We start from the raw sequence: 22,985 nt of genomic DNA, 5'->3' as shown, positions 1-22,985 counted from the left end.
AAATTTGATATCGCACGGGGATTTAATCTCGAATGTTCATGAGTCTAATAAAGGGTGATAATTAATGACTATTAAAGAAGCCTGTGAAATTACTGGGGTGTCGGCCGATACCATTCGTTATTATGAGAAGGTCGGTCTTATTCCCCCAATTGATCGTAAGGATTCAGGTATTCGTAATCTTGATCAACGAATTATTCGTCGAATTAATTTCGCTAGGCAGATGCGGTCCGCCGGAATGAGTGTTGAAGCCTTGCAGAAATATATTCGATTATTTGATGCTAACGAAGATAACACGCAACAACAAATAGCGTTGTTACAAGAACAATTAGAATTGATGGAAGAAAAACGCGATGATCTGCAAGCAGCGATTGATCATTTGCGGTGGAAACTGAATAATTATGACTCGCATATGAGTACTACAGAAGAAGAGTTACGTGCGTTGGAACGAGAGCATAAAACAAATCATTCAAAATTAGATTAAAAACGAATTCTGAGTGACTCAGTCCATGGATGAAATTTCTTGACCCGAGTACCAAATGTCGCTTGAGGATTTTTACTAGTTGCTGTGCACTATTCAAAGTAGTGAAGAATTATACGGGGCATGTTGATGGATAAGATTAAAATCGGAAAAAGTCAGGTTGAAACAGCACCACTTGGACTCGGTACGAATAAAGTCGTATGATCGATTACCTGCGCACCATCAAACGAATCTCGGCAGATTGGATTCGAAATGGAGGTACCATCGGGAACATAAATGAAATCGATATACCCAAAAGATACGCATCCTATGGTGCACCAAGCATCTTTCATTACAATATAAAATCCTTACTGGAATAGGAAAAATGATTTAAGCAGGCTTCCTATAAGCTGTCCCTACAGAGTAGACATTTTAAAAAGCCTACCCAATAGGAGATTTTTGTAATAAAAACGGGATAAGGAGGATACAGAGCGTAAGAAGATAATATCTCAACTTTCAAGGTTTATTCTCCTGTCTTGGCAAAACCGTTGCAGTACAGATAATCGAACCCTTGGTGGTATGTTTTATGAACTCTGTGACGAAATGAATGAACTGGATTGGGCTGTAGCACTGACGCAGCTCATGGATATTCTTCATGACGCCCTAACAAAAACAAAAAAATCAATCAAAAGATGGGTTACTTGTCAACTGACACAATGGATTGAGAGCTTACGTACGATCTGCCCTGGAACTCTTTTTGAAGCTTAAGAAATGACTTCGTTGCTTTAAAAAATAATTCAATGTCCCATCTCATGCCGTACGTACGAATGATTTCCCGTTCTGTAAGTGTGCAGTCGGTACTTAAGATGGCTAGCCATTCACTTTGTTTATTGCGGTTTTGAACGAACACAACTTTGACCGGGACTCCATTAGCCATTGTGGTACGAATAGAACGTAAAATTTCTTTGTGACTGGTTACGGGCTTCGACAGTCGATACAGCGTTCTTAATCCAACCCATTGAGAGCCTACTCGATAGCGCTGATTCGTTGGTTTCACCATACCAATAACATCGATACCTTGATCGGTCAAAGCCTTGATCAAAGGTTGTTGGGTAAACCAGCTGTCCATCAGAACATAGGACGCATCAATTCCGTTCGACAAGGCTCGTTTAACCATGCCAGGTATTTGTTCAGGAGCTGTTTGTAAAGCTTCAATTCGCCTTTTATAGCCGGAACAACGCTTATCAATCGTCGAATCGATATCGTTAATTTTTGCCTTTTCTTTGCTTGAACTAAGGAGTGAAAAATCAATGGGCAGGAACGTTGATCCGTCTGACCATCCCAATGTCAGCATACGAAATCCTTTGTAGTGTCTTCTCTTGGCATGGTCAAAACAATGAGCCAAAAGTTCGACGCGCTTACTGCGGTCGCGATAAAAAGATGAATCATCCAGAATGAGTACTTTAGTGTGGCAGACGCTCGTCAAACGGCTGACTTTCATAATTGTGAATACACTTAATGCAGTCAGGAAGCGGCGCCAGGCAAACTTCGGGTAGTTTAAAAAACGATAAACAGCATCCTTGCCTGGTAAGTCATCAGCTTTATTACTCTCCAGTAAACGATACCAATTTCTTTGGGTAAAAATCAGGCGAAAAATAAGCTGAAAAAGATAACCACTGGAAAAGCCGAAGGCTTTTTGAATTCCTGCCTGACGTAAATGTTTTAGAATCCTCAACTCATTAAAATTCACTTTTATTTCTGATGGCAGTTGATTATTTTGACCTTTTTTCGCTATCATATAGAGGGCACCTCTTCTTTTTGGTAGTGTATTTCGTCAAAATCACTATACCAAAAATTGAGGTGTCTTTCTATTTTGTCAAGGAGTGTAATGAATAGGCTACAAAGCACGTTATATCAAGGGCTATTTCGGATTTTTACTCTGCGAAAGTTGAGTCAATAATAAAAGAGGAATTTGGCAGTTAACTCAAAAAGGTGAAGAGACGGAACTTGTTTATTTTGCAGATATTATTAATGCTGTGCGTATTCTTGAAAAACAACCTAAACCCAAAGAATATGTATTGGATAGTAACAACGAGGAAGAATTTGAAAGCAATGAGGATCTAAATGAAAAGTGGAAAGACAAGGTTCTACAGTTAATTAATCAAAGTTCTCCTAAAGATTTCGAGAAACTCTGTGGTTGGTTACTTCGAGAATCAGGGTTTATTAATGTGTCCATAGAAGGGCGACCAAATGATGGAGGCATTGATGGGTTCGGCGTCAAAAAATCAATGATCCATTCAGCCGTATTACTTCCTGACCAGGTTCTCGATTGGTGAATAATCGGACCGCGAATTTTTTTCAGAGGTGCGTTCAGCAATCGGCGGATTTTGAAAAGAGAATTCTACCCATTGTTGCCGCGGAAACTTGTTGAAATAACATACCGAGCATCACAGGGAGCGTGGTTTGCGGATTCAAAGAATTACCGGATTATCATGTGGCTTACGTTCGCCATGTTGGAAGTTACTTGAACACGGGTCAGGTATGGGAATGTTTGATGACTTGGGCAAGTAAACACGAGATATACCCTACGGAACACTATTTTATTGGTATATCACTCGATGATCCACAGGTTGTCGAAGAGAATAACTGCCGTTATGATGCTTGTGTTCCCCTTCCTGACGATTTTGATTGCAATCTCGACGGCGATATTCAATTTAAAACACTTTCTGGTGGTAGTTATGCACTCTATCCATTCTATAACACGATTGATAAACTGGCCATTGCCTATCAAAGCCTTTTCGGGCAGTGGCTGCCAAGCAGTGAGTACGAGGCGGATGATAAACCGTGTCTTGAATTTTGCATGAATAATCCATTTGAAGATCCTGAAGGAAAAGCCAAAGTCGATTGGTATGTTCCTATTAGAAGAATTTGCGCCGCCAATCTTTAAGAAAGCGAGGTCTCAGTCGAGTTTATAGTATAGGTAATTGCATAAAACAATAAAAGATCCGGTGGTGAATCACTGTGCAGTCCGTGTTTAACTGTGCAACAACCGTGTTTGCAGTAAAGGCGATTTTAAAAGATAAATTAAGATTATTTCGTGTAATCCAAACAATCGGTAATGATGTCGTGGAAGCCTTGGACAGCGTGAATGAACGAGAAGCGACGCCTAATTTAGACGAATTGAAGCGTCTCTGTAATGAAGTCATGAATTTTTACGACGAGTTCAGCATTAAAAGCGTGCGTCCATTCGGCGACATGATTCGGCTGCATGGTGAAGTTCTTCCGGCCAGTAAACGGTGCATGAATGATTACATCCAGCATGTGACCCGTATTTTTCTCGCTGGTTTCGGAGCCGCGCAGGGGTGAAGGGCTTGGGCACCTGTGCAGCTGTGAAATCTCTTTCCTCTTGTCATATTGTGTAAAGTTGAGCGGTTGCCTATTTGGGAGAATGATAGAAATAATATTGAAAAAAAAGTCACCGACGAACAGAAAGGATTGATAAACAAATGAAACAGTATGTCGTTGATGCGTTTACAGATAAAGTTTTTCGAGGCAATCCTGCAGCGGTGTGCGTTATGGATGAATGGATTACGGACGAGTTGATGCTGAAAATCACTGCTGAAAATAATCTTTCCGAAACAGCTTTTACAGTGAAAGAAGGAGATCATTACCGACTCAGATGGTTTACACCAGGTGGGGAAATTGACCTTTGTGGCCATGCAACACTGGCGACGGGGTATGTTATCGCAAACTATTATGAAGAAAATGTAGAAAGAGTCACATTTCAGACAATGAGCGGGGAGCTTGTTGTGTCAAAAAAAGAGGATTTATTTGAAATGGACTTTCCGTCATACGATTTAAAAAAGGTGGACGTGACCGATGAAATGACAGAGGCCATTGGTGTCCGACCGCTAGAGGCATATATGGGCAGAGATCTAGTCTGTATTCTGGAAACAGAAGAACAAGTCCGCAACGTAAATCCTATCCAGGATAAGATAAATAAACTGGATGGACTTTTATTGCATGTTACAGCGGAAGGAAAAAATTATAACTGTGTATCAAGATCATTTGCACCAAAATGCAATGTACCTGAAGATCCTGTATGCGGGAGTGGGCATTGCCATATCATTCCGTTCTGGGCAACGCGGTTAAATAAAAAATCACTCGTTGCTTATCAGGCATCGCTTCGTGGAGGAGTCCTCTATTGTGATTATGAGGGAACCCGGACAAAATTAAGCGGTAAAGCTGCTTTATATTCCATTGCAGATTTATATATCTAAAATCCTGTTAATTATCAAGCAGCCAATACCCGAGAAAAGATTCGTAAAGCAATACATTTAGTTTCCAAAAGCGGGCGTTAACCTCTCGAATCCGCTTTCCAAGATCCAGAGGAACGTTTCAAATACCACTCCACTATCCAAAGCATAGTTGAATTTTCATTTTTTCATGAGTAAATATCATATTTTTAAAGCTTTAACTTTCTGTATTTTCGTGCTACAATATATTATAAATTTGATATTACACTTTTCTTTGTCACCGGATGAAGAAGCTAAAAGTGCTCAAACTTAGGCCGTAGGTTTTAAAGGCGTAAGTTTGGGCACTTATTTTTTTAAGGAGGAATGATGATGTCAATAGTATGTATATTGTCAGAACAAGATTTCCAAGATGCTTAGTCTGAATATCGCCGTATGTGGTGTGGAGGAAGCATATCGACAAAAATCGTCTGCAGCAGGATGCTTGTTTCCGATGGTTTTTTATAAATTTCGAACCCCGGACAGGCCGACGTGGATATTAAGTTAGGCCATTTACCGCAGAGTGGTATATACGGTCTGAAGTTGATGTCGTGGTTTGAAGCAAATACGAAAAAGAGTTTGCCACAGCTTTTTGGAACCACGCTACTTTTTAATGACACAACAGTTGAATTATAGGGAGGAAAAGGACCAATGAAAATTAGGGCCTTTCAAGTAGAAGAATGGATGAATGCATATGAAACCAAAGCGGTGTATAACATTGCGGAAACGTGTACAGATTCCGTTTCTTTACAAGAGTTGTTTAATCTGACAGGGACTGATATGGAATCATTTTGGAAGCGATTTTCTCGACGTCGCCTAACCTATGGTGATATTGAGGGATATCCGGATTTCTTACAGGGTATATGTCGCCTGTACCGTTCGATACGCCCGGAGCATATTATCTCTACTCATGGTGCGGCAGGAGCGAATCACCTATTAATTTCTGCGCTTGTTGAACTTGGTGACCATGTTGTTTCCGTCATGCCTACCTATCAGCAGCTCTATTCCATCCCAGAATCATTGGGCGCAAATGTCGATATTTTGCATCTGCGTAAAGAAAACCAGTATCTTCCTGATTTAAAGGAGCTGGGTCAGCTTGTCACAGATAGAACAAAGCTTGTTTGCATCAATAATCCCAACAATCCGACCGGTACGCTGATGGATAACCAAATGCTGCAGGAAATTGTGGAAATCTGTAGACGTCATGGTGCTTATCTGCTCTGTGATGAGGTCTATCGCCACCTGACACAGGAGGATGTATACTGCGAATCCATTGCAGATTTATACGAAAAAGGCATCAGCGTAAGCAGTATGTCGAAAGTGTTCTCGCTGGCCGGACTTCGCCTTGGTTGGATCGCCACAAAAGATTCGGATTTGCGCAAAACGTGTTTATCGCATCGGGATTACAATCTGATTAGTTGCGGTTTGTTTGATGAAGAAGTTGCTTCAATAGCACTTGCGCACGCGGATAAAATTCTGAAAAGAAATCGTACGCTGGTTCGTACCAACCGTAACATTCTCAAACAATGGGTAGAGAATGAGCCAAATATGTCTTTTATTACGCCTCAGGCGGGTACAACGGCCTTGCTGCATTATAACTTTGACGTGGATGCCCGCACTTTTTGTAGAGAACTGTTAGAAAGAGGCGGCGCACTGCTCACTCCGGGCGACTGTTTTGATGAACCGCGATCCTTGCGCATTGGTTATGCTTGCGACACAGAAGAACTCAAAGCAGGGCTTGATAAATTGCATGAATTTGTTGCTCATCTTAAAGAGCAATGAATACGTAAATGTTATCTATAGCAATAAACGACAAATCACGAAAGGGGGATACGAATGAACAGTCAGTTCGCTGGGATCTGTCCCAAGTAATTTGAGCAACTGCACAATCTTGTCGTCCAAACCGATGAAGCTCTTGATGAACTACTGCCTTGGTCTGCTGCCAATCTTCCAGATAACTGCAAATTATCTTCTCAACAATCCTAAATCAAGCCCACATATTTGACAAGGTGTGGGCTATTTGACGCTTACGAATAAAAAACAGGTATTGGTATTGAGGCTGGCACTTCTTAAAAACGCTGATAAATCAACTTTTCTGAAAAGCTACCTACATCGAGTGGGAATAACAGAATAGTAAAAAAGATAACGGAGACTGAGCCCTAGTGCATCGTAGCTACCATATTAATTTTAATTTTCTACCGTAAGTTTAGGGTACAGCGAGTGTAGCTTGGTACGGGCATCGGCTGTGGTAAATTGCCATTTGATCGCAATCAACTGACGATTACGATCGTCGCACCAAGCATTTAATTCTCGATCCAGTTCTTCAATAGTCGGTATTCTGCGGTTTAAGCATTGCTTTGAAAAGAGATTCAAGCCAATTTCAGCCATATTCAACCAACTGCCATGTTTCGGGGTATAGTGAATGTCCAGCTTATCCAGAATTCGTTTTGCTTCGGCTGGTGGATACTTCTTATACAACGAACCGATGCGGTGCGTGTTCAGATTGTCCATGACCAAGATTATTTTCTCGGCTTTCGGATACAAATCATCGACTAAGTGATGCACCACTTCGGCAAAGTCCACTGCTGTTCGAGTTGGTCTGACATCGACATATTGTTTACCGGTCAACGGCTCGATCAGTCCAAAGATCGAACAGTACCCTTTACGTTCATATTCATAGTCAACTTTGCGAGGACTTTTGTTTCGGATCGGTAAGGGCTGAACTTTATCAGCATGCATCATGTAGGGCTTTTCGTCCAGACAGATTAACGGCTTCTGGGGATCGTACGGGCATGAATAGACGTCCAGCACATCTTCCATATGAGCTACGAATTCGGCGTCTTGTTTTTTGGGGATTGCCCAGTAGTCATCGCGGTGAGGCTTAAGTTCGTTTTTTTTAACATCCGGCCGATCGCGTCTTTTTTCACGGGGTTATCCAAGATGACTTTGCATTCCTGTTCCAACAGTCGTAATGACCAGTGCGAATAGCCTTCGGGCGCAGGCCCGCAAGCGAGTTTGATTATTTTTGCTTCGGCTTCACCATCGATTTTTTGGTGTGAGTGATTTGAGCCCTCACCGCGTTTAAAGGTTAGGGCTTCATCAAGGCTGTTGTTCACAAAAAGCCGGACCACATGGGCCACGGTCGAGGGGGCAACACGGTTATACTTCGCAATTTCTTTACGTTGGAGCATTTCTCCGTGATTGATGTCGGCATCCAGTAAAATCTGGCTGCGTTTCTTAATGGTTTGATTGGTCGTCTTGTCTTTCAAGATGTTCTCTAGCCGAGTCACTTCGTCATCAGTTAAAGCAACAATGTATTTTATGGGACGCATTATTTCACCTTTTTAAATAGATTCTACCAAAAAAGGGAAATCATCACAATAAATTTTGAAATCTTAGCTACGATGCACTAGTTTTTCATAGCTTTTATCAAACGGATAAGCTGCAGCGTATGCTCGGAAAATTCAGAGTTGAAACTACCAAAGATCTTGGTCACGCCAATGTCTAGTTCCCGATCGCCGTAAATCGCCGCCAGATCAGCCGGAAATTTCACTTGCGTAGAAGCTTTGAGAATGATTCGGCTGGATCAGTAGAAAATAGCTTTCTTTGCTGGAGTCGACACGGTAAGCTTGATTCACGTCACCTCCGCCAATACGTGTTACCTGTCTTACATTCTTCAGCGGCAGATGACTGATCCAGTCATTAATCATCGCCCTTGTCGTCAATTGATTTATCCTAATTATAGAACGTTTGAAGTAAATTATTTAACTTGGAATCACTCATTCATCTTTTTAGGCATCGCTCACTTTATGTGTCTATGATTAGCTTAGTATTTTCACCTATAGCGGAAACGCTTGCTCGTTTATGGGAAGGCAAGTTCACAATCGTCACTCCATTTATCAAACAATAAAAAACAGGCATCACTCCAACATGGTTTTGGCATGATGCCTGTTTTTATTTGGCGGTTACTCCTTGAGATTGATGATTTCTTCTATTGATAACCTGGTTAACTCGGAAATGGTATGGAGATCCATGTTCTTTTGAAGCATGCGCAGCACCATCTCTTTTTGCGCTTCAGCCCTTCCCTCGCTTTTGCCTTCTACCTTGCCCAGAGCCTTACCCAATGCCTTACCTTGAGCTACACCTTCAGCTTTACCCTTCTTCACTCCTCGATCATAGAATGAATTCGGCCATTTGATTACTTGTTCTTGCTCATCTTTAGGCAATGCGTGGACTTCCTTCATAAGTTGATCCGCCTCATTTTCAACTTGGATTTCGCAATCTAGGATCAGAAATTATAGTGAAAAGTAGGACATCATTCCATAGTTTCCTTTAGTCCGAGAATGTTATCTACAGATAATCCAGTCAATTCGGAGATAGTGCGTGGATTCATTTGTTTTTGAAGCATGCGCAGCGCCATCTCTTTTTGCGCTTCAGCCCTTCCCTCAGTTTTGCCTTCTACCTTGCCCAGAGCCTTACCCAATGCCTTACCTTTCCTAACCCCACGATCATAGAATGAATTCGGCCATTTGATTACTTGTTCTTGCTCATCTTTAGGCAATGCATGAACTTCCTTCATGAGTTGATCCACCTCATTTTCATTCAGATTTAAATAGGTCTCAAAAAATCCGTTAATCATACTGCTGCGTGCTTCATCAAGTTGCAAACGGGCCATCTGTCTGAGAAAGGAGAGTCGAACAGCGACACGTTCTTTGTTTTTATAATTCATTTTACTCATCAAAGCGGCACTGACAGGATTGTTGCTGTGCATAAATGTGCGCCAGTTCATCCTTTTTAATTCCATCTTAAAAAAACGAAACGTCATGGCATCAAGGAATGGTGTCTTGATGACGAATTCATTGGGTTCATCTCTAACTCCATCATAGCTGAAAATGGCAATCGGTAAAACAGGTTTTCTGAATTTTAGATAAATCATTGAAAAATAGGTGAACATGCGTTGCGGGAAGTGCTCTTGATGCGTATTTTGGGCTTCGACATGAATAATGAGCACACAGTTTGTTCGGTTCTTTTTAAACCGTAAAAAGTTATGCAGCAATTCTTTGAAAAGGCGGTCGTGATCAGTCACTCGATCATGCTCCTTTGGGGAAGGGATTGGATGTGGAGGAGAGGCTTGAATCTAAATAATAATTGAACTCATTTTCGTCAGAATGTAATCAGCAAAAGTACAGCGGCTGGTTCTCTTGTACAGATCGTTCCATGCCGCCGATGAGTGAACGAATTTCCTGTTTAAAGTTTACTTCCGGCCAATGAGCGGTCAGCTCTTTTAATCGCGGAGCTACGCGTTGACATTCTTCCACAGACAGGCATCCGTCGCAGTCTGAATGGTCAAGCAATGGAATGATTGGATCATTGAAATCAGCGAATGGGGTCGTTCCGCCGAAACCCTCCATTTGATTTAAATTCATGCCGATTTCAGAAGCAAGCATTTCCCTGAATTGATGAAAGAGCCCGTAAGACCAATGCGCCTCACAATGACTGAAATTGATACCCATCTCTTTCACTCCTTTTGTCGTTTCTTTCATTATTAACTCCAACGCAAGTCACTTGCAAACGACTAAAACAATAAAAAGGAGTTGATGTTAGTGCTTACATAGGGTGAAAATACATATGCTGGGTCAAAAACGATCAAGAAAAACAGTAAAAGCAATGAAACTACAATTCTGTTCTCACTTTTTTAGACGCACAAAAAAATTTCACTTAAAAATTTATAATTTAAAATATTCTTTGGCGAAAACGTTTACACACAGTGCATTATGTGCTATATTCAATTTGTAAATTGTTAACGGTTACAACAGGGTTGTAAAAACAGTTGCAAATAAGGGAAGTGTTCAGCAACCATAATAAGCAAAAGGCTTTTTGGCTTTTGTAGTCTTTGTACAGAGCGTTTTTAATGGGATTTATGTGAAAATATTCACAAATAGTACTGCTTTAAAAAATGAAATGCCAGAAAGGAGCAGGTACGATGACTTAATCATTTCAAACGATGGATGGGATCATGAACAATTATTTCCATAAAATCACTAGGCCAAAGCGACAGATACTGACGCACGGTTCATTCGTGTTTTTATTGGTTGCATGGATCATTTCTCAAATCATAAGTTTAGTAGTACAGGAGGTGAATGAGATGTCTTTGATTTTGGCGATCAATGCGGGCAGTTCGTCACTCAAATTTCAACTGTTGGATATGCCTGCAGAGAAATTAGTGACGAAGGGTTCTATTGAACGCATTGGTTTGTCCCGTTCGATCTTTACCATCATCGTAAAGGGGGAAAAAATTCAGAAAATCAATTTGATTCCTAATCACGAAACGGCTGTTCGTTTGCTATTGAGGCGACTGGTTTCCTACAAAATCATTCAGTCGTTGGATATGATCAAGGGGATTGGTCATCGTGTCGTTCATGGTGGTGAATTTTTTTCCGATTCTGCATTGGTGACGGACGACGTTATTAGGAAAATTGAAAATCTCTCGGATCTCGCACCGCTGCATAACTCTGCTAATCTCATTGGAATCAAAGTGTTCTGCAAGGTTCTACCAGGTGTACCGGAAGTTGTCGTGTTTGATACGGCTTTTCACCAGTCAATGAGTGAAGAAACCTATTTATATAGTTTACCCTATAATTATTACCAGGATTTTGCCATGCGTAAATACGGATTTCACGGAACGAGTCATAAATATGTGGCTGCCCGTGCGGCCAGATTATTAAAACGGCCGATTGAGACTTTAAAACTGATCTCCTGCCATCTGGGTAATGGGGCAAGCATCACAGCGATAAAAGGTGGTAAATCTGTCGATACATCTATGGGTTTTACGCCATTGGCCGGCATAACAATGGGGACTCGATCTGGGGATATCGATCCGGCTCTGATCCCATATATCATGGATAAAACCGATATGAATGCGTCCGAAGTCGTGACTATACTGAATAAAAAAAGTGGCATGCTCGGCATTTCGGGTGTTTCGAGCGATCTGCGTGACATAGAAAAAGAGGCCGAGCAAGGCAACCATCGGGCAAAACTAGCCATTCGAATTTTTGTTGAACGCATTCAAAAATACATCGGGTCCTATACAGTAAAAATGTCAGGAGTGGATGCAATTATTTTTACGGGGGGAATCGGTGAGCATAGTTCGATGATTCGTCGGGAGGTCCTACATGGTCTTGAATTTATGGGTGTATTTTGCGAGGAAAAAGCGAATCAGATAAACGGACAGGAATTATTGATAAGCAAAACGGATTCACCAATTAAAGCGTTAGTCATTCCCACTAACGAAGAACTAATGATCGCTTGCGACACGTTCAGATTAGCCCCAATGCATCTGAGGGAAAAATCAGGGTGATAAATCAGGTTGTAGATTATTGTAGTTTGTGTGAAAAAAATCACAAAAATAGAACTTATTTAATTAGTAAAAAGGCTACTATGTAGGGGTAATTTTACACTGGTAAGAATGTATAAAAAAATTAAAAATTCAAGGAAACGAGTGTAAGTGCAACTAAGCCTCTGTCTGCGCCAAGGCTTGCCAATCGGCAAGTTTTCTAAAATAAAAATAGAAAAAAAGGAGTTTTTAAAATGGAAAAATTAGTAAAACCTAAAGTGAATAAGGTTTTGTCTGATGATGAAAAAAAAGCTTTGATGGAAGAAGCGAAAAACTATACATCCGGATTGGTCGATAAAGCCTTGGAAGCAGAAAAAGCATATTCCAAGTTCACACAGGCACAGGTTGATAAGATTGTTGCTGCAGCAGCTCTGGCAGGATCAGAAGCAGCTTTGTTGCTTGCACATGAAGCAGTTGATGAAACCGGACGCGGCGTTGTTGAAGATAAGGATACGAAAAATCGTTTTGCAACTGAAAATGTTTACAATACAATCAAGAATGACAAAACAGTCGGTGTGATTCATGAGAATAAAGTTGCCGGCGAAGTTCAAATCGCAGCGCCATTGGGGGTATTGGCGGGGATTGTGCCAACGACTAATCCTACCTCAACGACGATGTTCAAATCATTACTGGCATTGAAAACACGCAATGCAATCGTTTTTGCCTTTCATCCGCAGGCGCAAAAATGTTCTGCTCATGCAGCCAAAATCGTATATGATGCAGCCGTAGCCGCCGGCGCGCCTAAAGATGTTATTCAATGGATTGAAAAACCGTCGCTTAACAATACAACAGCTCTAATTCGCAATACCAAAATCGCTTCTATATTAGCAACCGGAGGTCCGGGGATGGTTAATGCGGCATTGCAATCAGGTAATCCGTCCATGGGTGTCGGTGCCGGTAACGGGGCAATATTTGTTGACCACACAGCGCATCTTGACCGGGCAGTCGAAGATTTGCTGCTGTCGAAACGATTTGACAACGGAATGATCTGCGCTACTGAAAACTCAGTGGTTGTTGAAGCACCAATCTATGATCAATGGATGAACAGAATGCTGGAAAAAGGCGCATACCTTGTTCCTAAGAAAGATTATCAAAAAATAGCTGATTTCGTTTTCAATGACAACCATGGTGTAAACGGACCGGTTGCCGGCAGACCTGCTCGATGGATTGCGGAACAGGCAGGTGTCATTCTTCCGGAGGGCAAGGATGTTATGTTGTTTGAGCTTGACCCGAAGAACATTGGCGAAAAACTCTCCTCTGAGAAGCTGTCTCCGCTGCTGTCTGTTTATAAAGCTAAGGATCGTGATCAAGGTGTTCAAATTATTGCAGCTCTTTTGGATTACCAAGGAGCAGGACACAATGCAGCGATTCAAATCGGCTCACAGGCAGATCCGTTTATCAATGAGTACGGCGAAAAGACTAAGGCCGCTCGAATTCTAGTGAATCAACCGGATTCAATCGGAGGCATTGGCGATATTTACACAGATGCACTGCGTGCAAGCTTGACTTTAGGAACAGGATCATGGGGGAAAAATTCATTGTCACATAACTTATCAACGGAAGACTTATTGAATATCAAAACCGTCGCAAAACGTCGTAATCGTCCACAATGGGTTCGTTTACCGGAAAAAATATATTATGAAAAAAATGCTATTTCTTATCTCCAAGACATTGAAAAAGTTTCACGAGCATTTATTGTTGCGGATCCGGGAATGGTTAAATTCGGTTTTGTTGACAAGGTTTATGAACAGTTGGAAATTCGAGATAATGTGGTAAAAACGGCTATCTACGGGACCGTTCGACCTGACCCGACTCTGGGGCAGACGATCGAAATCGCAAAACAAATGAGCGAGTTCCAACCGGATACAGTCATTGCAATCGGCGGTGGATCTGCGCTGGATGCGTCTAAAATTGCCCGCTTTATCTATGAGTACTCACTGGAACAAGAACCCGGATTCTTAGACAGCTATGAAAAAGTCAGTGAGTTGTTTACGCGTCTGCAGCAGAAATTTATCGATATCCGCAAACGAATCGTTAAGTTCCATCATCAAACGCAGACCCAGTTGGTTGCCATCCCGACAACCTCCGGAACAGGATCTGAAGTAACGCCGTACGCGGTAATTACAGACGATAACACACATGTTAAATACCCATTGACCGATTATGAACTGACACCGCAAATTGCCATCGTTGATCCGGAATTTGTCATGACCGTTCCGAAAAGAACCGTTGCTTTGTCCGGACTGGATACACTGTCGCATGCTTTGGAAGCCTATGTTTCAGTTATGGCATCTGAATTTACACGTCCGTGGTCATTGCAGGCAATTAAACTTGTCTTTGAGAACCTGGAAGAATCGTATAAGTATGATCCTAAGAACCCGACGCTCTCGGGTGAGCAGGCACGCGAAAAAATGCATTATGCTGCTACTTTGGGTGGTATGGCGTTTGCCAATGCCTTTCTTGGCATCAATCACTCGATTGCACATAAAACCGGTGGGGAATTTGGATTACCGCATGGTTTGGCCATTTCAATCGCAATGCAGCATGTCATTCGTTTCAATGGTGTCTCCGGCAGAGTAAAACGGACGCCGTTCCCTCGTTACGAAGTATATCGCGGTCAAAAAGACTATGCCGACATTGCACGTTCATTGGGCATGCAAGGAACGAGCGATGCAGAACTGGTTGAAGCCTTCTGTGATAAGGTAGCAGCTTTAATGAAAGCTTTGGATGTTGTGCCTAAACTGTCGGCCAATGGTGTGACTCAGAAACAGTTTGACGATGTACTTGATAAATTGGTTGACTTGATCTATAACGACCAATGCACACCGGCCAATCCGCGTCAACCGGGACTGGATGAACTAAGACAGTTGCTGATTGACCAGTTTTAATGAATACCGTTAGTTAAAAGTAATTCCAATTTATAGGGGAGACCAGCCTGATTCAACTTGGCCATTCATTGCCGATTTGAATCAGCGTCCTAGGTCTCCATTTTTCTTGTTAAGAAATGTTTTAATAATAGCTAAAACATGAACATACGTTCTATAATCAAACGATGAAAAGAGGTAAAGCGATGGTCCTAAAAGAACTGAAAAAACGTATCTGCTCCACAAATCAAAGAAATGATTCCTTCTTATGACTTACCGCTTGCGGAAAACCTCGTGCTATTGGATAAAATACGGACCGAGAACTCGGAGCGGCTAAAGCTGTAACATCTGCCCTTAATTTTTCGTTTCTATAATAAAATAGGACGATGAAGGAGGAGCAATCTTGAAAAAATCAGATATTGAAGCTTATGAGGAACAGCTAAGGAAGGCAATGTTATTTAGCGATCTCATTGAATTGGATAAATTAATGGATGACAATCTGATCTTTGTTAATCACTTTGGCCAAATGCTAACAAAAGAAAATGATATGGAAACACATCGTTCCGGAACGCTGCATTTCACAGAAATAAATGTTTTAGATCAAAAAGTGAAGCTCTTAGATCACGCAGCAGTAACCGTAACTCGGGTACGTTTAAAAGGAACATTTGCCAAAGAACCAATTGGTGGTGAGATGTGCTACACGCGCGTCTGGGAAGAACATAGTGGCCAAATGAAAATCATTGCAGGACATTGCAGTTCACCAAATAAAAACATATAAATACAGCCCCTTCTGCCTGAGAAACAAGCAGAGGGGGCGGTGTATTTCAAACCGTTTTAATCAGCGATCACGGCATTTTGCCAAGCTTCATCGAGGCGATATCGGCTTTTATTTCGTCCATGCTTTTGTTTAAGCCGCTGTCGACAATCGCAGTGATGGCACCTTCAACAAAGGCTGCGTCGACAATTTCGACTTTGCTGCTGTCATCTTCAAGAAAATCGAGAGCCATCTGCGCATTCATATAAGCGCTGCCCATATCAAAGAAAACGAGCACACCATCTTCAGAATAGACGTCATGGATGGCATTGCTGATTTTGCTCATATCCGTGCCCAGTCGATCATCTTCGGTTCCGCCGGCAAGGGCGACCGGTGCATCCTTAGCCATCTGAGAGGCAAGTTCTTTAATGCCCTCTACAATTTTTCGGCTATGCGAAACAAGTACGATTCCAACCATTTTAACAGATCCTTTCTCGATTAATTAATCTTTCTGTTCGAACAAAATTGAAATTCAAGCTTCTGCAAAGTAGTCTGCTACGGCTCCCAGAATCAGAGCAACAGAGGCTGCTCCCGGGTCTTGGTGGCCGAGGCTGCGCTCGCCGACATAGCTTGCTCTGCCTTTTTTAGCGACGAGCTTTTCCGTCTCTTTCAAACCCTTTTCCGCTCCATCCTTAACGGCTTGAAGAACCTCCTGTGCATCTTTGTCTTGCTTCACAGCCGCTTCGCCAGCTTCATAGGCCGGAATCAGCGCATCAAGCATCGTCTTTTCACCGGCATCTGATTTTCCACGCATCTTAATACCTTCAATCGAAGCTTTGAGCAGGCTGACGTAATCTGCAACGCTGACCTCTGTTTTATCCTTGAGTGTCATTGAGGCTCTCAGAAATGCCGTGCCGAATAGCGGTCCGGATGCTCCGCCCACATGAGCAACTAAAGCCATACCGCATTTTTTGAAAAGGTCGGCGGCGGTTTCGAAGCTGCCTTCATCGAGTGTTTTCTTTACAAAGGAGAAGCCGCGGCTCATGTTAATTCCATGGTCACCGTCACCGATCGCTCCGTCTAATTCCGTTAAATGCTGTTTATTTTGTTCAATGATGTCTGCCACGTGATTCAGCACGTCGATCACTTGATTTAGCTCTGCCATAAGTCATCCATCCCTTTTTATTTTTTGATTATTTTGAGTGCCGGTGTGTCTGCCGGGTCGTCAAGCAGTGATTTCAGTTCATCGTCCAATTTAATAACAGTCAGCGACATACCCGCCATTTCAAGAGAAGTCATGTATTCACCGACAAAGGTGCGATGAATGGTCGCACCGAGTGATTCAAGAAGGTCATGTGCTTTATTATTAACGATATAAAGCTCCATCAGCGGAGTGGCGCCCATGCCGTTCACCATCAATGCCACTTCGTCACCTGATTTAATCGGTGCATCGGCCTGGATCTTATCAAAAAGTTCTTCAGTGAGTTCATCGGCCGTTTTAATTTTCTCGCGGTGCGTGCCCGGTTCGCCGTGAATACCGGTTCCGATTTCGACTTCGTCTTCAGCTAACGTAAAGTTTGGTTTTCCAGCTGAAGGGACGGTGCAGGGGCTTAGTGCCATGCCCATGCTGTGTATGCTTTTAATCGCTTTTTCGGCTACTGTTTTTACTTTTTGTAAATCATATCCGCGTTCAGCCGCTGCTCCAGCGATCTTATGAACGAGTACCGTGCCGGCGATTCCGCGCCGCCCTGTAGTGAAGGTGCTGTCTTCCACAGCGACATCGTCATTCACGATAACTTGTTCAACCTCAATGCCTTCCATTTCAGCCATTTCTTTTGCCATATCGAAGTTCATCACGTCGCCACTGTAGTTTTTCACAACGAGCAGCACACCTTTTCCCCTGTCAACGGCTTTGATTGCTTCATAGATTTGATCCGGTGTAGGCGAGGTGAAAATATCGCCGGCGACCGCGGCATCCAGCATACCTTCGCCAATATAGCCGGCATGTGTCGGTTCATGACCACTGCCGCCTCCGCTAACCACCGCAACTTTTTGGCCGTCTAAATTCTGACGGACAAGTACATTTGTATTCTCAAGTCTTGTTAAATAATCAGGGTATGCTTTGGTCATACCAAGCAACATTTCATTCAAACTGTTTTCCGGTTGATTGATCAATTTTTTCATGATAATGCCTCCCTAATATATAATTAATCGTTTACTTAGTGAAAAAGAAGAACGTAGGCAGCAGCTCCGCAAATACCTCCGAGGATCGGAGCGGCGACGGGAATCCAGGCGTAGGACCAATCCGAGCCGCCTTTGCCGGGAATTGGGAGAAGCGCATGAGCAATTCTCGGGGCCAAATCTCGCGCAGGATTAATTGCATATCCGGTAGTGCCGCCAAGTGAAAGACCAATGGCAAAAATGAGAATGCCGATGGCGAGTCCCATAAGCCCCGGCGCCATTTTCTGCGAGACGATACCAATAATACCGAATAAAAGGACAAACGTATTAATGAATTCGCCGAAAAAGTTGAAAAACTTGCTTCGAATCGCGGGACCGGTGGAAAAAACACCTAATTTAACTGCCGGATCTGACGTTGCCTCAAAATGTTTGTAGAAGTGGATAAACAGAACGACCGCAGCAAGAAATGCGCCGATAAACTGTGCTGTTATATATGCGGCTGCATTGCTCCATGGAAATTTACCAATGAAGGCGAGTCCCAAAGTCACGGCAGGATTAAAATGTGCGCCGCTGACACTGCCGAAAAGCCAAACAGGAAGAGCAACCGCGAAGGACCATCCAGCTGTGATGACAATCCAGCCGGAATTTTCCGCTTTGGACTTTTTCAGAATGACATTGGCGACTGCGCCGTCTCCTAAAAGTACCATAATAAATGTACCCACCAGTTCTCCTAAAAACGCTTCCATTATTTTCGCCTCCCTATGATTCTTGACATCTTTCATTAAGCATTTTTGATGCCAAATGAATGGGAAAGTAAAAACAGCGCTACAATCGAATTTACCAAATAGTGTTATGGTAAAAAAGCGCAAGAAAATGGCCTGTGTTGGTAATAAACACCAACATAGGCCATCTCTATGGAATTAGATTAAACTTTCGTGCCTTGGCGGCAACGGTTTTATGATTTAAATTTAGGGCTTTGCCGGCCGCATTACAGCTCCCGTATTTCTCCAAAGCCTTCTTAATAATTGCTTTTTCATAAATTTCCATAGGGAGCACGCGGTCAGACGAAAGCAGTTCAACATGCGAACGTTGCTGCGTGCTTAATTTTTTACCGCGAATATAGGCTGGGAGATCTTCGGCTTCAATGTAATCATTATCGACCAACGTAAATAAACGCTCAAACAAATTCTCAATTTCGCGGACATTCCCGGGCCATGCATAGGCAAGCAGCGATTCCATCGCATCATTGGAGATGCCTAGAATCGGTTGGACACGATTTTCCTGAAATTTATTCATGAAATGTTCGACGAGAAGGGCAATGTCTTGTTTTCGTTCGCGAAGCGGCGGAAGCAAAATGGGAATGACATTAAGTCGATAGTAAAGATCCTCGCGGAATTCCCCTTTTTTTACCATTTCCTCTAAATTGCGATTGGTTGCGGTAATGATTCGAATATCCAGCTTCTGAACCGTTTCGCTTCCAATGCGCTGAATCTCTTTTTCTTGCAAAACGCGCAGAATTTTTGCCTGCATATGAATATTAAGTTCTCCGATTTCATCGAGAAAAATGGTGCCGTGCTGGGCTAGTTCAAATTTACCAAGTCTTCTCGATATGGCTCCGGTAAATGATCCTTTTTCATGACCAAACAATTCGCTCTCAAACAAATTTTCCGGAATGGAGGCACAATTAACCCGGATGAACGGTCCGTTGCGATAAGCGCTGGCATAGTGAATGCCCTTGGCGATCATTTCCTTACCCGTACCGCTCTCACCATGAATCAAGATTGTTGCCTTCGAGCGGGCAGCCTTGAGGGCGATGGATAGAGCATCAATTATTTTGCCGCTTTTGCCAATAAAACTGCTGAAGATCTTTTCCGGATTCCGGGATCTGATTAGCTCTTCTTCCAGGTATTCGGCACGTGAGGTGACTTGATTCAACTTTTCAGTCAGTTGCTGGATTTCATGCAGATCCTTGACGATTGATATAGCGCCAACCTGCTCACCGTCAACAATAATCGGACTGACATTTGAAATGATCATGACTTCGTCGTTTTTCTTTATAATTTTGTTTTTAACACTGTGACCAGTCTTTAAAACTGTTTGTCTGACGCCATGTGGTGAAAGCTCGCTGATGTTCTTGCCAATAACATCGGCCTTATTGAGCTTTTGTATTTTTATATAGGCGTCATTAACGTAATTAACCATGCCTTTTTTATCCATAACGCAGATGCCGTCTTGTACATATTTTAAGATGAGTTGCAGGCGCTCTTTTAGTTCTTTAACCTCTTTCAATTCTCCTTTGACTTTCTCTAATCCGGAGATGTTCTGCAGAATGGTAATTGTTCCACGCGTCTGACCGTCAATGACAAGCGGCCGACGTGTGATTAAAAGAACCTGGTTATTAATGACCTTGCGGATCATCGCTTCAGGAGCATCATCTTTAAGTACTAAACTAGGCAGGGGAAGTATTGAGTTAAAGGGTTCACCAATGACTTGATCACTTGTCATGTGAAACAGCCGTTCAGCAAACGAGTTAAAGAGAATCACTCGGCCCGCTTGATCAGTGACAATAATACCATTTGCAATGTTATGGAAAATTTCTTCGGTTGTGATCATATTTTCATTTAAGATGGTATCAATCTCGTTGATCGTCTGATTATTTAAATCTTCGAATCCGCTTTCAAAAAAATGATTGAAAGCACTCAGCGCTTGTTCTTCATCCGCGCCTGTTGCCATGAGTGTCAATCGATCCTTGTCTCTGATCTTTAAATTAACAAGCGGCATCAGGCTTGTCGCAGGTACACGCCGGTCATGAAAAGCAATGAACAGACGCACGTGATACTTATTCTGGATCATGTCTGCCCTATTGACAACAGCGGCGGCCGTACGCGTATGAAGCCCTTTTGCAAAGTTTAATATGATTTCGTGACTTCTCAAAACAATCACTCCTGAACAATAAAAATCTTGAAAGAAAATTTCCAAAACGGTGATCAGTGAGAAATGATGTGCTCACAATTAAAGGTATATCTGATTGGGATAAAAATCAATCGTACAAGCGACACTTGCTCGCTTTCGATTGATGCCTCATGCAGGTGTGCCGCCAGTATCTGCTGCCTTCATTCGGAAATTTTTCGGGAAATTCAAGCTTCAACAGCGCAGTGTAATAAATCCTTAAGCAGAAATTAAGAAAGCGCGATTATAGTTTTTATATCATGTTCCCTAGGAGTGAGTCAGACCTAATGAAGAAGAATTATATTAAGTTTACTATTGATATCGTTATGGCAATCATGTTTCTTCTGTTTTTCAATACACGCGTTTTAGGAGGGCTGGCCTATCATGAAATCGCGGGGCTTGTTTTTGCGGTGATGTTCTTTACCCATGTGTTGTTGAATTTAAACTGGGTCAAAAATGTAACAATAAAGCTATTTGACAAAAATCTGCCATGGAAAGCGCGGGGCAATTACGCACTGAATCTTTTGTTGTTGATTTCAATGAATTTCATTATTTTTAGTGGAATCATCATTTCGAGAGTTGTGTTCCCAAACATTAACCTTGGAAATGAAGGGTGGTTTAAGTCTGCTCATATCGCTTTCTCATTTCTTACCTTAATTGTGGTCGGGATTCATATCGGCATACATTGGCATTGGGTTATCAACGTTTTCAAAAAAATAATCCAATTTAAATCGAAACAAAGATGGGTTTCGTATGCAGCAAGACTTGCAGCACTCATCATTCTTATCGTTGGCGTGTACGAAATCCAGCAAACAGGATTTTTCAATCAAGTAGCGAGTGTGAATTCTATTTTTAGCGGAAGCAGCAGCGGAAAAATAGAGGGGCACGGCGGTTTTGGAACTGATGGTGGACAACATGCTCATTTTGGAACTGACGGACAAAAACCGGATTTCGAAAATGGACAAAAGCCAGATCTTTCAAATGGAACTCAATTTCACAGAGCAGAGCATGACGGCGGGAGCGCAAACGTTCTTCATGTCATCGCCACATACGCAACCATTATGACCGTATTTGTCGTGATCACCTACTATATCAGAAAACTAACGCTAAGAATGAGACGGAGAAAATGGGCTTAAAGCAAATAAAATCTCGGCGTCAAAGACTTGCCCCCACCAAGTTTTTCTAAACTTTAAATGATGAGAAAGAAAAGAAAAAATAAAGTGTTGAAAAAGTGTCTGCTCTATAATCTAAGTTCATTCAGTATGTGATTGGCATCGGTAAATGCTAGGCTGACTGGTTCACTTAATGATTAATTTGGCTGTTCAACCGCCAAACATCGCATTTGTGAATCAAGCATCAGGTCATGAACGAACCCATAAAAAAGCAAAAGCTGAATCTCTCGTATTTGAGGATTCGGCCTTTTTGTTCGTTATCCATTTTCCATTGATTCACCGCATTCTATTGTTTTCCTTTGCCCGCATCCTTAACTTTGTCGCTCACAAAGAACACAATTGCTTCTCTGTCCTCTTTTTTGCCAAGCGCATAAACTTGTTGGTCATCTTCTTCCTCAAAAAAATGGAACGGCACTTTTCGGTTATAGTCATAGGGAAATCCGTCGAGCAGAACGATACCGTCTGTGTACTTTAGATCTTCATCAAGATAAGGATCAAATAAATAGAGATAGTGGTTCGTCGTATCTGCCTTTGTTGCCAGCACATAATGCTCACCGCCATAGTTTAATCGAAAAATGGCCGCGCCGCCGTTCTTAATCGCATCAATGATTTCGCTGCGTTCTCCCAAATGAACATGCTCACCTGCATAATAGTTTCCATGGATAGGCAGTCCTTTAATTGGCCCGTTATGATTCAGCCATTCGGCGATAAACTTCATTGCCGCTTTTGACGTGCCGCTCTTGCCGACTTCACCATCCGAGTTATATGTATCAAGAGAATAGGTGGTAATTGCTTTGATCACATCAGGCGGAATCACTTCTCGAGGAAAAAGGTATTTGATTGCATTCAATAGCGTTACTGTGCCGCAGTCATATTCAGACATTTGATAATAGAGTGGCGTCTTCATGCGATCTCCTCACTTA

Annotated in this window: 22 protein-coding genes and 3 pseudogenes; 11 read left to right on the top strand and 14 right to left on the bottom strand. The window is 42.2% G+C overall.

The features are described 5' to 3' along the window. Nucleotides 1-64: 64 nt before the first annotated feature. Together AC6F33_RS14750 and AC6F33_RS14745 are read left to right on the top strand one after the other, a co-directional pair. Nucleotides 65-481 (top strand): MerR family transcriptional regulator, encoded by a 417-nt coding sequence (locus AC6F33_RS14750; RefSeq protein ID WP_480948765.1) that lies wholly within the window; start codon nucleotides 65-67, stop codon nucleotides 479-481. Between the two features lie 492 nt (nucleotides 482-973). Beyond that, nucleotides 974-1,225 (top strand): annotated as a pseudogene (locus AC6F33_RS14745) (IS4-like element ISTeha3 family transposase); the annotation flags it as partial. Here AC6F33_RS14745 and AC6F33_RS14740 read toward each other — a convergent pair. Next, nucleotides 1,191-2,255, bottom strand: a pseudogene (locus AC6F33_RS14740) (IS4 family transposase); the annotation flags it as partial. The pseudogenes AC6F33_RS14745 and AC6F33_RS14740 sit on opposite strands and share 35 nt — an antisense overlap. A gap of 238 nt (nucleotides 2,256-2,493) precedes the next feature. On the opposite strand from AC6F33_RS14740, the gene AC6F33_RS14735 reads away from it, so the two are divergent. From AC6F33_RS14735 to AC6F33_RS14715, 5 genes and pseudogenes are all read left to right on the top strand, one after another. Then, nucleotides 2,494-2,793 carry a restriction endonuclease gene (locus tag AC6F33_RS14735; RefSeq protein ID WP_480948764.1) on the top strand — a complete coding sequence of 100 codons (300 nt, stop codon included), beginning with the start codon at nucleotides 2,494-2,496 and terminating at the stop codon, nucleotides 2,791-2,793. 122 nt (nucleotides 2,794-2,915) lie between these two features. Continuing rightward, complete coding sequence (locus AC6F33_RS14730) at nucleotides 2,916-3,404, top strand: AraC family transcriptional regulator (RefSeq protein WP_480948763.1); 489 nt, start codon at nucleotides 2,916-2,918, stop codon at nucleotides 3,402-3,404. 170 nt (nucleotides 3,405-3,574) lie between these two features. Further along, nucleotides 3,575-3,817, top strand: a pseudogene (locus tag AC6F33_RS14725) (hypothetical protein); the annotation flags it as partial. A gap of 146 nt (nucleotides 3,818-3,963) precedes the next feature. Next, nucleotides 3,964-4,737, top strand: coding sequence for a PhzF family phenazine biosynthesis protein (locus AC6F33_RS14720; RefSeq protein ID WP_480948762.1), 774 nt, complete (start codon nucleotides 3,964-3,966; stop codon nucleotides 4,735-4,737). 663 nt (nucleotides 4,738-5,400) lie between these two features. Continuing rightward, nucleotides 5,401-6,531 (top strand): aminotransferase, encoded by a 1,131-nt coding sequence (locus AC6F33_RS14715; RefSeq protein WP_480948761.1) that lies wholly within the window; start codon nucleotides 5,401-5,403, stop codon nucleotides 6,529-6,531. A 405-nt stretch (nucleotides 6,532-6,936) separates the two neighbouring features. Here AC6F33_RS14715 and AC6F33_RS14710 read toward each other — a convergent pair whose 3' ends face one another. From AC6F33_RS14710 to AC6F33_RS14680, 7 genes are all read right to left on the bottom strand, one after another. Beyond that, entirely contained in the window at nucleotides 6,937-7,605 is a 669-nt protein-coding gene (locus tag AC6F33_RS14710; protein WP_500778170.1) for an IS630 family transposase, read from the bottom strand. Continuing rightward, nucleotides 7,575-8,081, bottom strand: coding sequence for a transposase (locus AC6F33_RS14705; RefSeq protein ID WP_500777367.1), 507 nt, complete (start codon nucleotides 8,079-8,081; stop codon nucleotides 7,575-7,577). Before AC6F33_RS14705 ends, AC6F33_RS14710 begins: the two co-directional genes overlap by 31 nt. Before the next feature lie 77 nt (nucleotides 8,082-8,158). After that, nucleotides 8,159-8,302, bottom strand: a complete 144-nt coding sequence (locus AC6F33_RS14700) for a fructosamine kinase family protein (RefSeq protein ID WP_500777366.1) — start codon at nucleotides 8,300-8,302, stop codon at nucleotides 8,159-8,161. After that, nucleotides 8,286-8,474 (bottom strand): fructosamine kinase family protein, encoded by a 189-nt coding sequence (locus AC6F33_RS14695; protein WP_480952915.1) that lies wholly within the window; start codon nucleotides 8,472-8,474, stop codon nucleotides 8,286-8,288. Before AC6F33_RS14695 ends, AC6F33_RS14700 begins: the two co-directional genes overlap by 17 nt. A gap of 240 nt (nucleotides 8,475-8,714) precedes the next feature. Continuing rightward, a complete protein-coding gene (locus tag AC6F33_RS14690) occupies nucleotides 8,715-8,993 on the bottom strand; it encodes an RpnC/YadD family protein (RefSeq protein WP_480948758.1) in 279 nt (92 codons plus the stop codon). Between the two features lie 71 nt (nucleotides 8,994-9,064). Next, nucleotides 9,065-9,835, bottom strand: a complete 771-nt coding sequence (locus tag AC6F33_RS14685; RefSeq protein ID WP_480948757.1) for an RpnC/YadD family protein — start codon at nucleotides 9,833-9,835, stop codon at nucleotides 9,065-9,067. Between the two features lie 88 nt (nucleotides 9,836-9,923). Continuing rightward, a complete protein-coding gene (locus AC6F33_RS14680) occupies nucleotides 9,924-10,292 on the bottom strand; it encodes a hypothetical protein (protein WP_245734204.1) in 369 nt (122 codons plus the stop codon). 602 nt (nucleotides 10,293-10,894) lie between these two features. On the opposite strand from AC6F33_RS14680, the gene AC6F33_RS14675 reads away from it, so the two are divergent. The 3 genes from AC6F33_RS14675 (at nucleotide 10,895) to AC6F33_RS14665 (ending at nucleotide 15,784) form a co-directional block, all read left to right on the top strand. Beyond that, the gene (locus AC6F33_RS14675) at nucleotides 10,895-12,106 is read left to right on the top strand and encodes an acetate/propionate family kinase (protein WP_093672831.1); all 1,212 of its coding nucleotides are present in this window, start codon (nucleotides 10,895-10,897) and stop codon (nucleotides 12,104-12,106) included. A gap of 230 nt (nucleotides 12,107-12,336) precedes the next feature. Beyond that, the gene (gene adhE / locus AC6F33_RS14670; RefSeq protein WP_500777365.1) at nucleotides 12,337-15,030 is read left to right on the top strand and encodes a bifunctional acetaldehyde-CoA/alcohol dehydrogenase; all 2,694 of its coding nucleotides are present in this window, start codon (nucleotides 12,337-12,339) and stop codon (nucleotides 15,028-15,030) included. A gap of 379 nt (nucleotides 15,031-15,409) precedes the next feature. Further along, nucleotides 15,410-15,784: a nuclear transport factor 2 family protein gene (locus tag AC6F33_RS14665; protein WP_500777364.1), complete on the top strand. Its 375-nt coding sequence runs from the start codon at nucleotides 15,410-15,412 to the stop codon at nucleotides 15,782-15,784. A gap of 67 nt (nucleotides 15,785-15,851) precedes the next feature. Here AC6F33_RS14665 and dhaM read toward each other — a convergent pair whose 3' ends face one another. From dhaM to AC6F33_RS14640, 5 genes are all read right to left on the bottom strand, one after another. Beyond that, entirely contained in the window at nucleotides 15,852-16,238 is a 387-nt protein-coding gene (gene dhaM / locus AC6F33_RS14660; protein ID WP_500777363.1) for a dihydroxyacetone kinase phosphoryl donor subunit DhaM, read from the bottom strand. 54 nt (nucleotides 16,239-16,292) lie between these two features. Further along, nucleotides 16,293-16,925 (bottom strand): dihydroxyacetone kinase subunit DhaL, encoded by a 633-nt coding sequence (gene dhaL / locus AC6F33_RS14655; protein ID WP_480948747.1) that lies wholly within the window; start codon nucleotides 16,923-16,925, stop codon nucleotides 16,293-16,295. A gap of 17 nt (nucleotides 16,926-16,942) precedes the next feature. After that, nucleotides 16,943-17,944 carry a dihydroxyacetone kinase subunit DhaK gene (gene dhaK / locus AC6F33_RS14650; RefSeq protein ID WP_500777362.1) on the bottom strand — a complete coding sequence of 334 codons (1,002 nt, stop codon included), beginning with the start codon at nucleotides 17,942-17,944 and terminating at the stop codon, nucleotides 16,943-16,945. 35 nt (nucleotides 17,945-17,979) lie between these two features. Beyond that, entirely contained in the window at nucleotides 17,980-18,723 is a 744-nt protein-coding gene (locus AC6F33_RS14645; protein WP_500777361.1) for an MIP/aquaporin family protein, read from the bottom strand. 130 nt (nucleotides 18,724-18,853) lie between these two features. Next, the gene (locus AC6F33_RS14640) at nucleotides 18,854-20,875 is read right to left on the bottom strand and encodes a sigma 54-interacting transcriptional regulator (RefSeq protein ID WP_500777360.1); all 2,022 of its coding nucleotides are present in this window, start codon (nucleotides 20,873-20,875) and stop codon (nucleotides 18,854-18,856) included. A gap of 302 nt (nucleotides 20,876-21,177) precedes the next feature. On the opposite strand from AC6F33_RS14640, the gene AC6F33_RS14635 reads away from it, so the two are divergent. Beyond that, on the top strand, nucleotides 21,178-22,026 hold the full coding sequence (locus tag AC6F33_RS14635; RefSeq protein WP_500777359.1) for a DUF4405 domain-containing protein: 849 nt from the start codon (nucleotides 21,178-21,180) through the stop codon (nucleotides 22,024-22,026). 322 nt (nucleotides 22,027-22,348) lie between these two features. Here AC6F33_RS14635 and AC6F33_RS14630 read toward each other — a convergent pair whose 3' ends face one another. After that, nucleotides 22,349-22,969, bottom strand: coding sequence for a hypothetical protein (locus tag AC6F33_RS14630; protein WP_480948742.1), 621 nt, complete (start codon nucleotides 22,967-22,969; stop codon nucleotides 22,349-22,351). Between the last annotated feature and the right edge of the window lie 16 nt (nucleotides 22,970-22,985).

Source organism: Sporolactobacillus sp. BBK16-2 (assembly GCF_059878335.1).
Note: the sequence above shows the minus strand (reverse complement) of the source record. Positions and strands in the feature narration are given on the sequence as shown.

Excerpts from the sequence above, each read along its gene's own strand:
- AC6F33_RS14635 (WP_500777359.1), top strand. The coding sequence starts at position 21,178 with ATGAAGAAGAATTATATTAAGTTTACTATTGATATCGTTATGGCAATC.
- AC6F33_RS14705 (WP_500777367.1), bottom strand. The coding sequence starts at position 8,081 with ATGCGTCCCATAAAATACATTGTTGCTTTAACTGATGACGAAGTGACT.
- dhaK (WP_500777362.1), bottom strand. The coding sequence starts at position 17,944 with ATGAAAAAATTGATCAATCAACCGGAAAACAGTTTGAATGAAATGTTG.
- dhaM (WP_500777363.1), bottom strand. The coding sequence starts at position 16,238 with ATGGTTGGAATCGTACTTGTTTCGCATAGCCGAAAAATTGTAGAGGGC.
- AC6F33_RS14690 (WP_480948758.1), bottom strand. The coding sequence starts at position 8,993 with ATGAAGGAAGTCCACGCATTGCCTAAAGATGAGCAAGAACAAGTAATC.
- AC6F33_RS14680 (WP_245734204.1), bottom strand. The coding sequence starts at position 10,292 with ATGAAAGAAACGACAAAAGGAGTGAAAGAGATGGGTATCAATTTCAGT.
- dhaL (WP_480948747.1), bottom strand. The coding sequence starts at position 16,925 with ATGGCAGAGCTAAATCAAGTGATCGACGTGCTGAATCACGTGGCAGAC.
- AC6F33_RS14630 (WP_480948742.1), bottom strand. The coding sequence starts at position 22,969 with ATGAAGACGCCACTCTATTATCAAATGTCTGAATATGACTGCGGCACA.
- AC6F33_RS14720 (WP_480948762.1), top strand. The coding sequence starts at position 3,964 with ATGAAACAGTATGTCGTTGATGCGTTTACAGATAAAGTTTTTCGAGGC.
- AC6F33_RS14645 (WP_500777361.1), bottom strand. The coding sequence starts at position 18,723 with ATGAAAGATGTCAAGAATCATAGGGAGGCGAAAATAATGGAAGCGTTT.
- AC6F33_RS14675 (WP_093672831.1), top strand. The coding sequence starts at position 10,895 with ATGTCTTTGATTTTGGCGATCAATGCGGGCAGTTCGTCACTCAAATTT.
- AC6F33_RS14750 (WP_480948765.1), top strand. The coding sequence starts at position 65 with ATGACTATTAAAGAAGCCTGTGAAATTACTGGGGTGTCGGCCGATACC.
- adhE (WP_500777365.1), top strand. The coding sequence starts at position 12,337 with ATGGAAAAATTAGTAAAACCTAAAGTGAATAAGGTTTTGTCTGATGAT.
- AC6F33_RS14715 (WP_480948761.1), top strand. The coding sequence starts at position 5,401 with ATGAAAATTAGGGCCTTTCAAGTAGAAGAATGGATGAATGCATATGAA.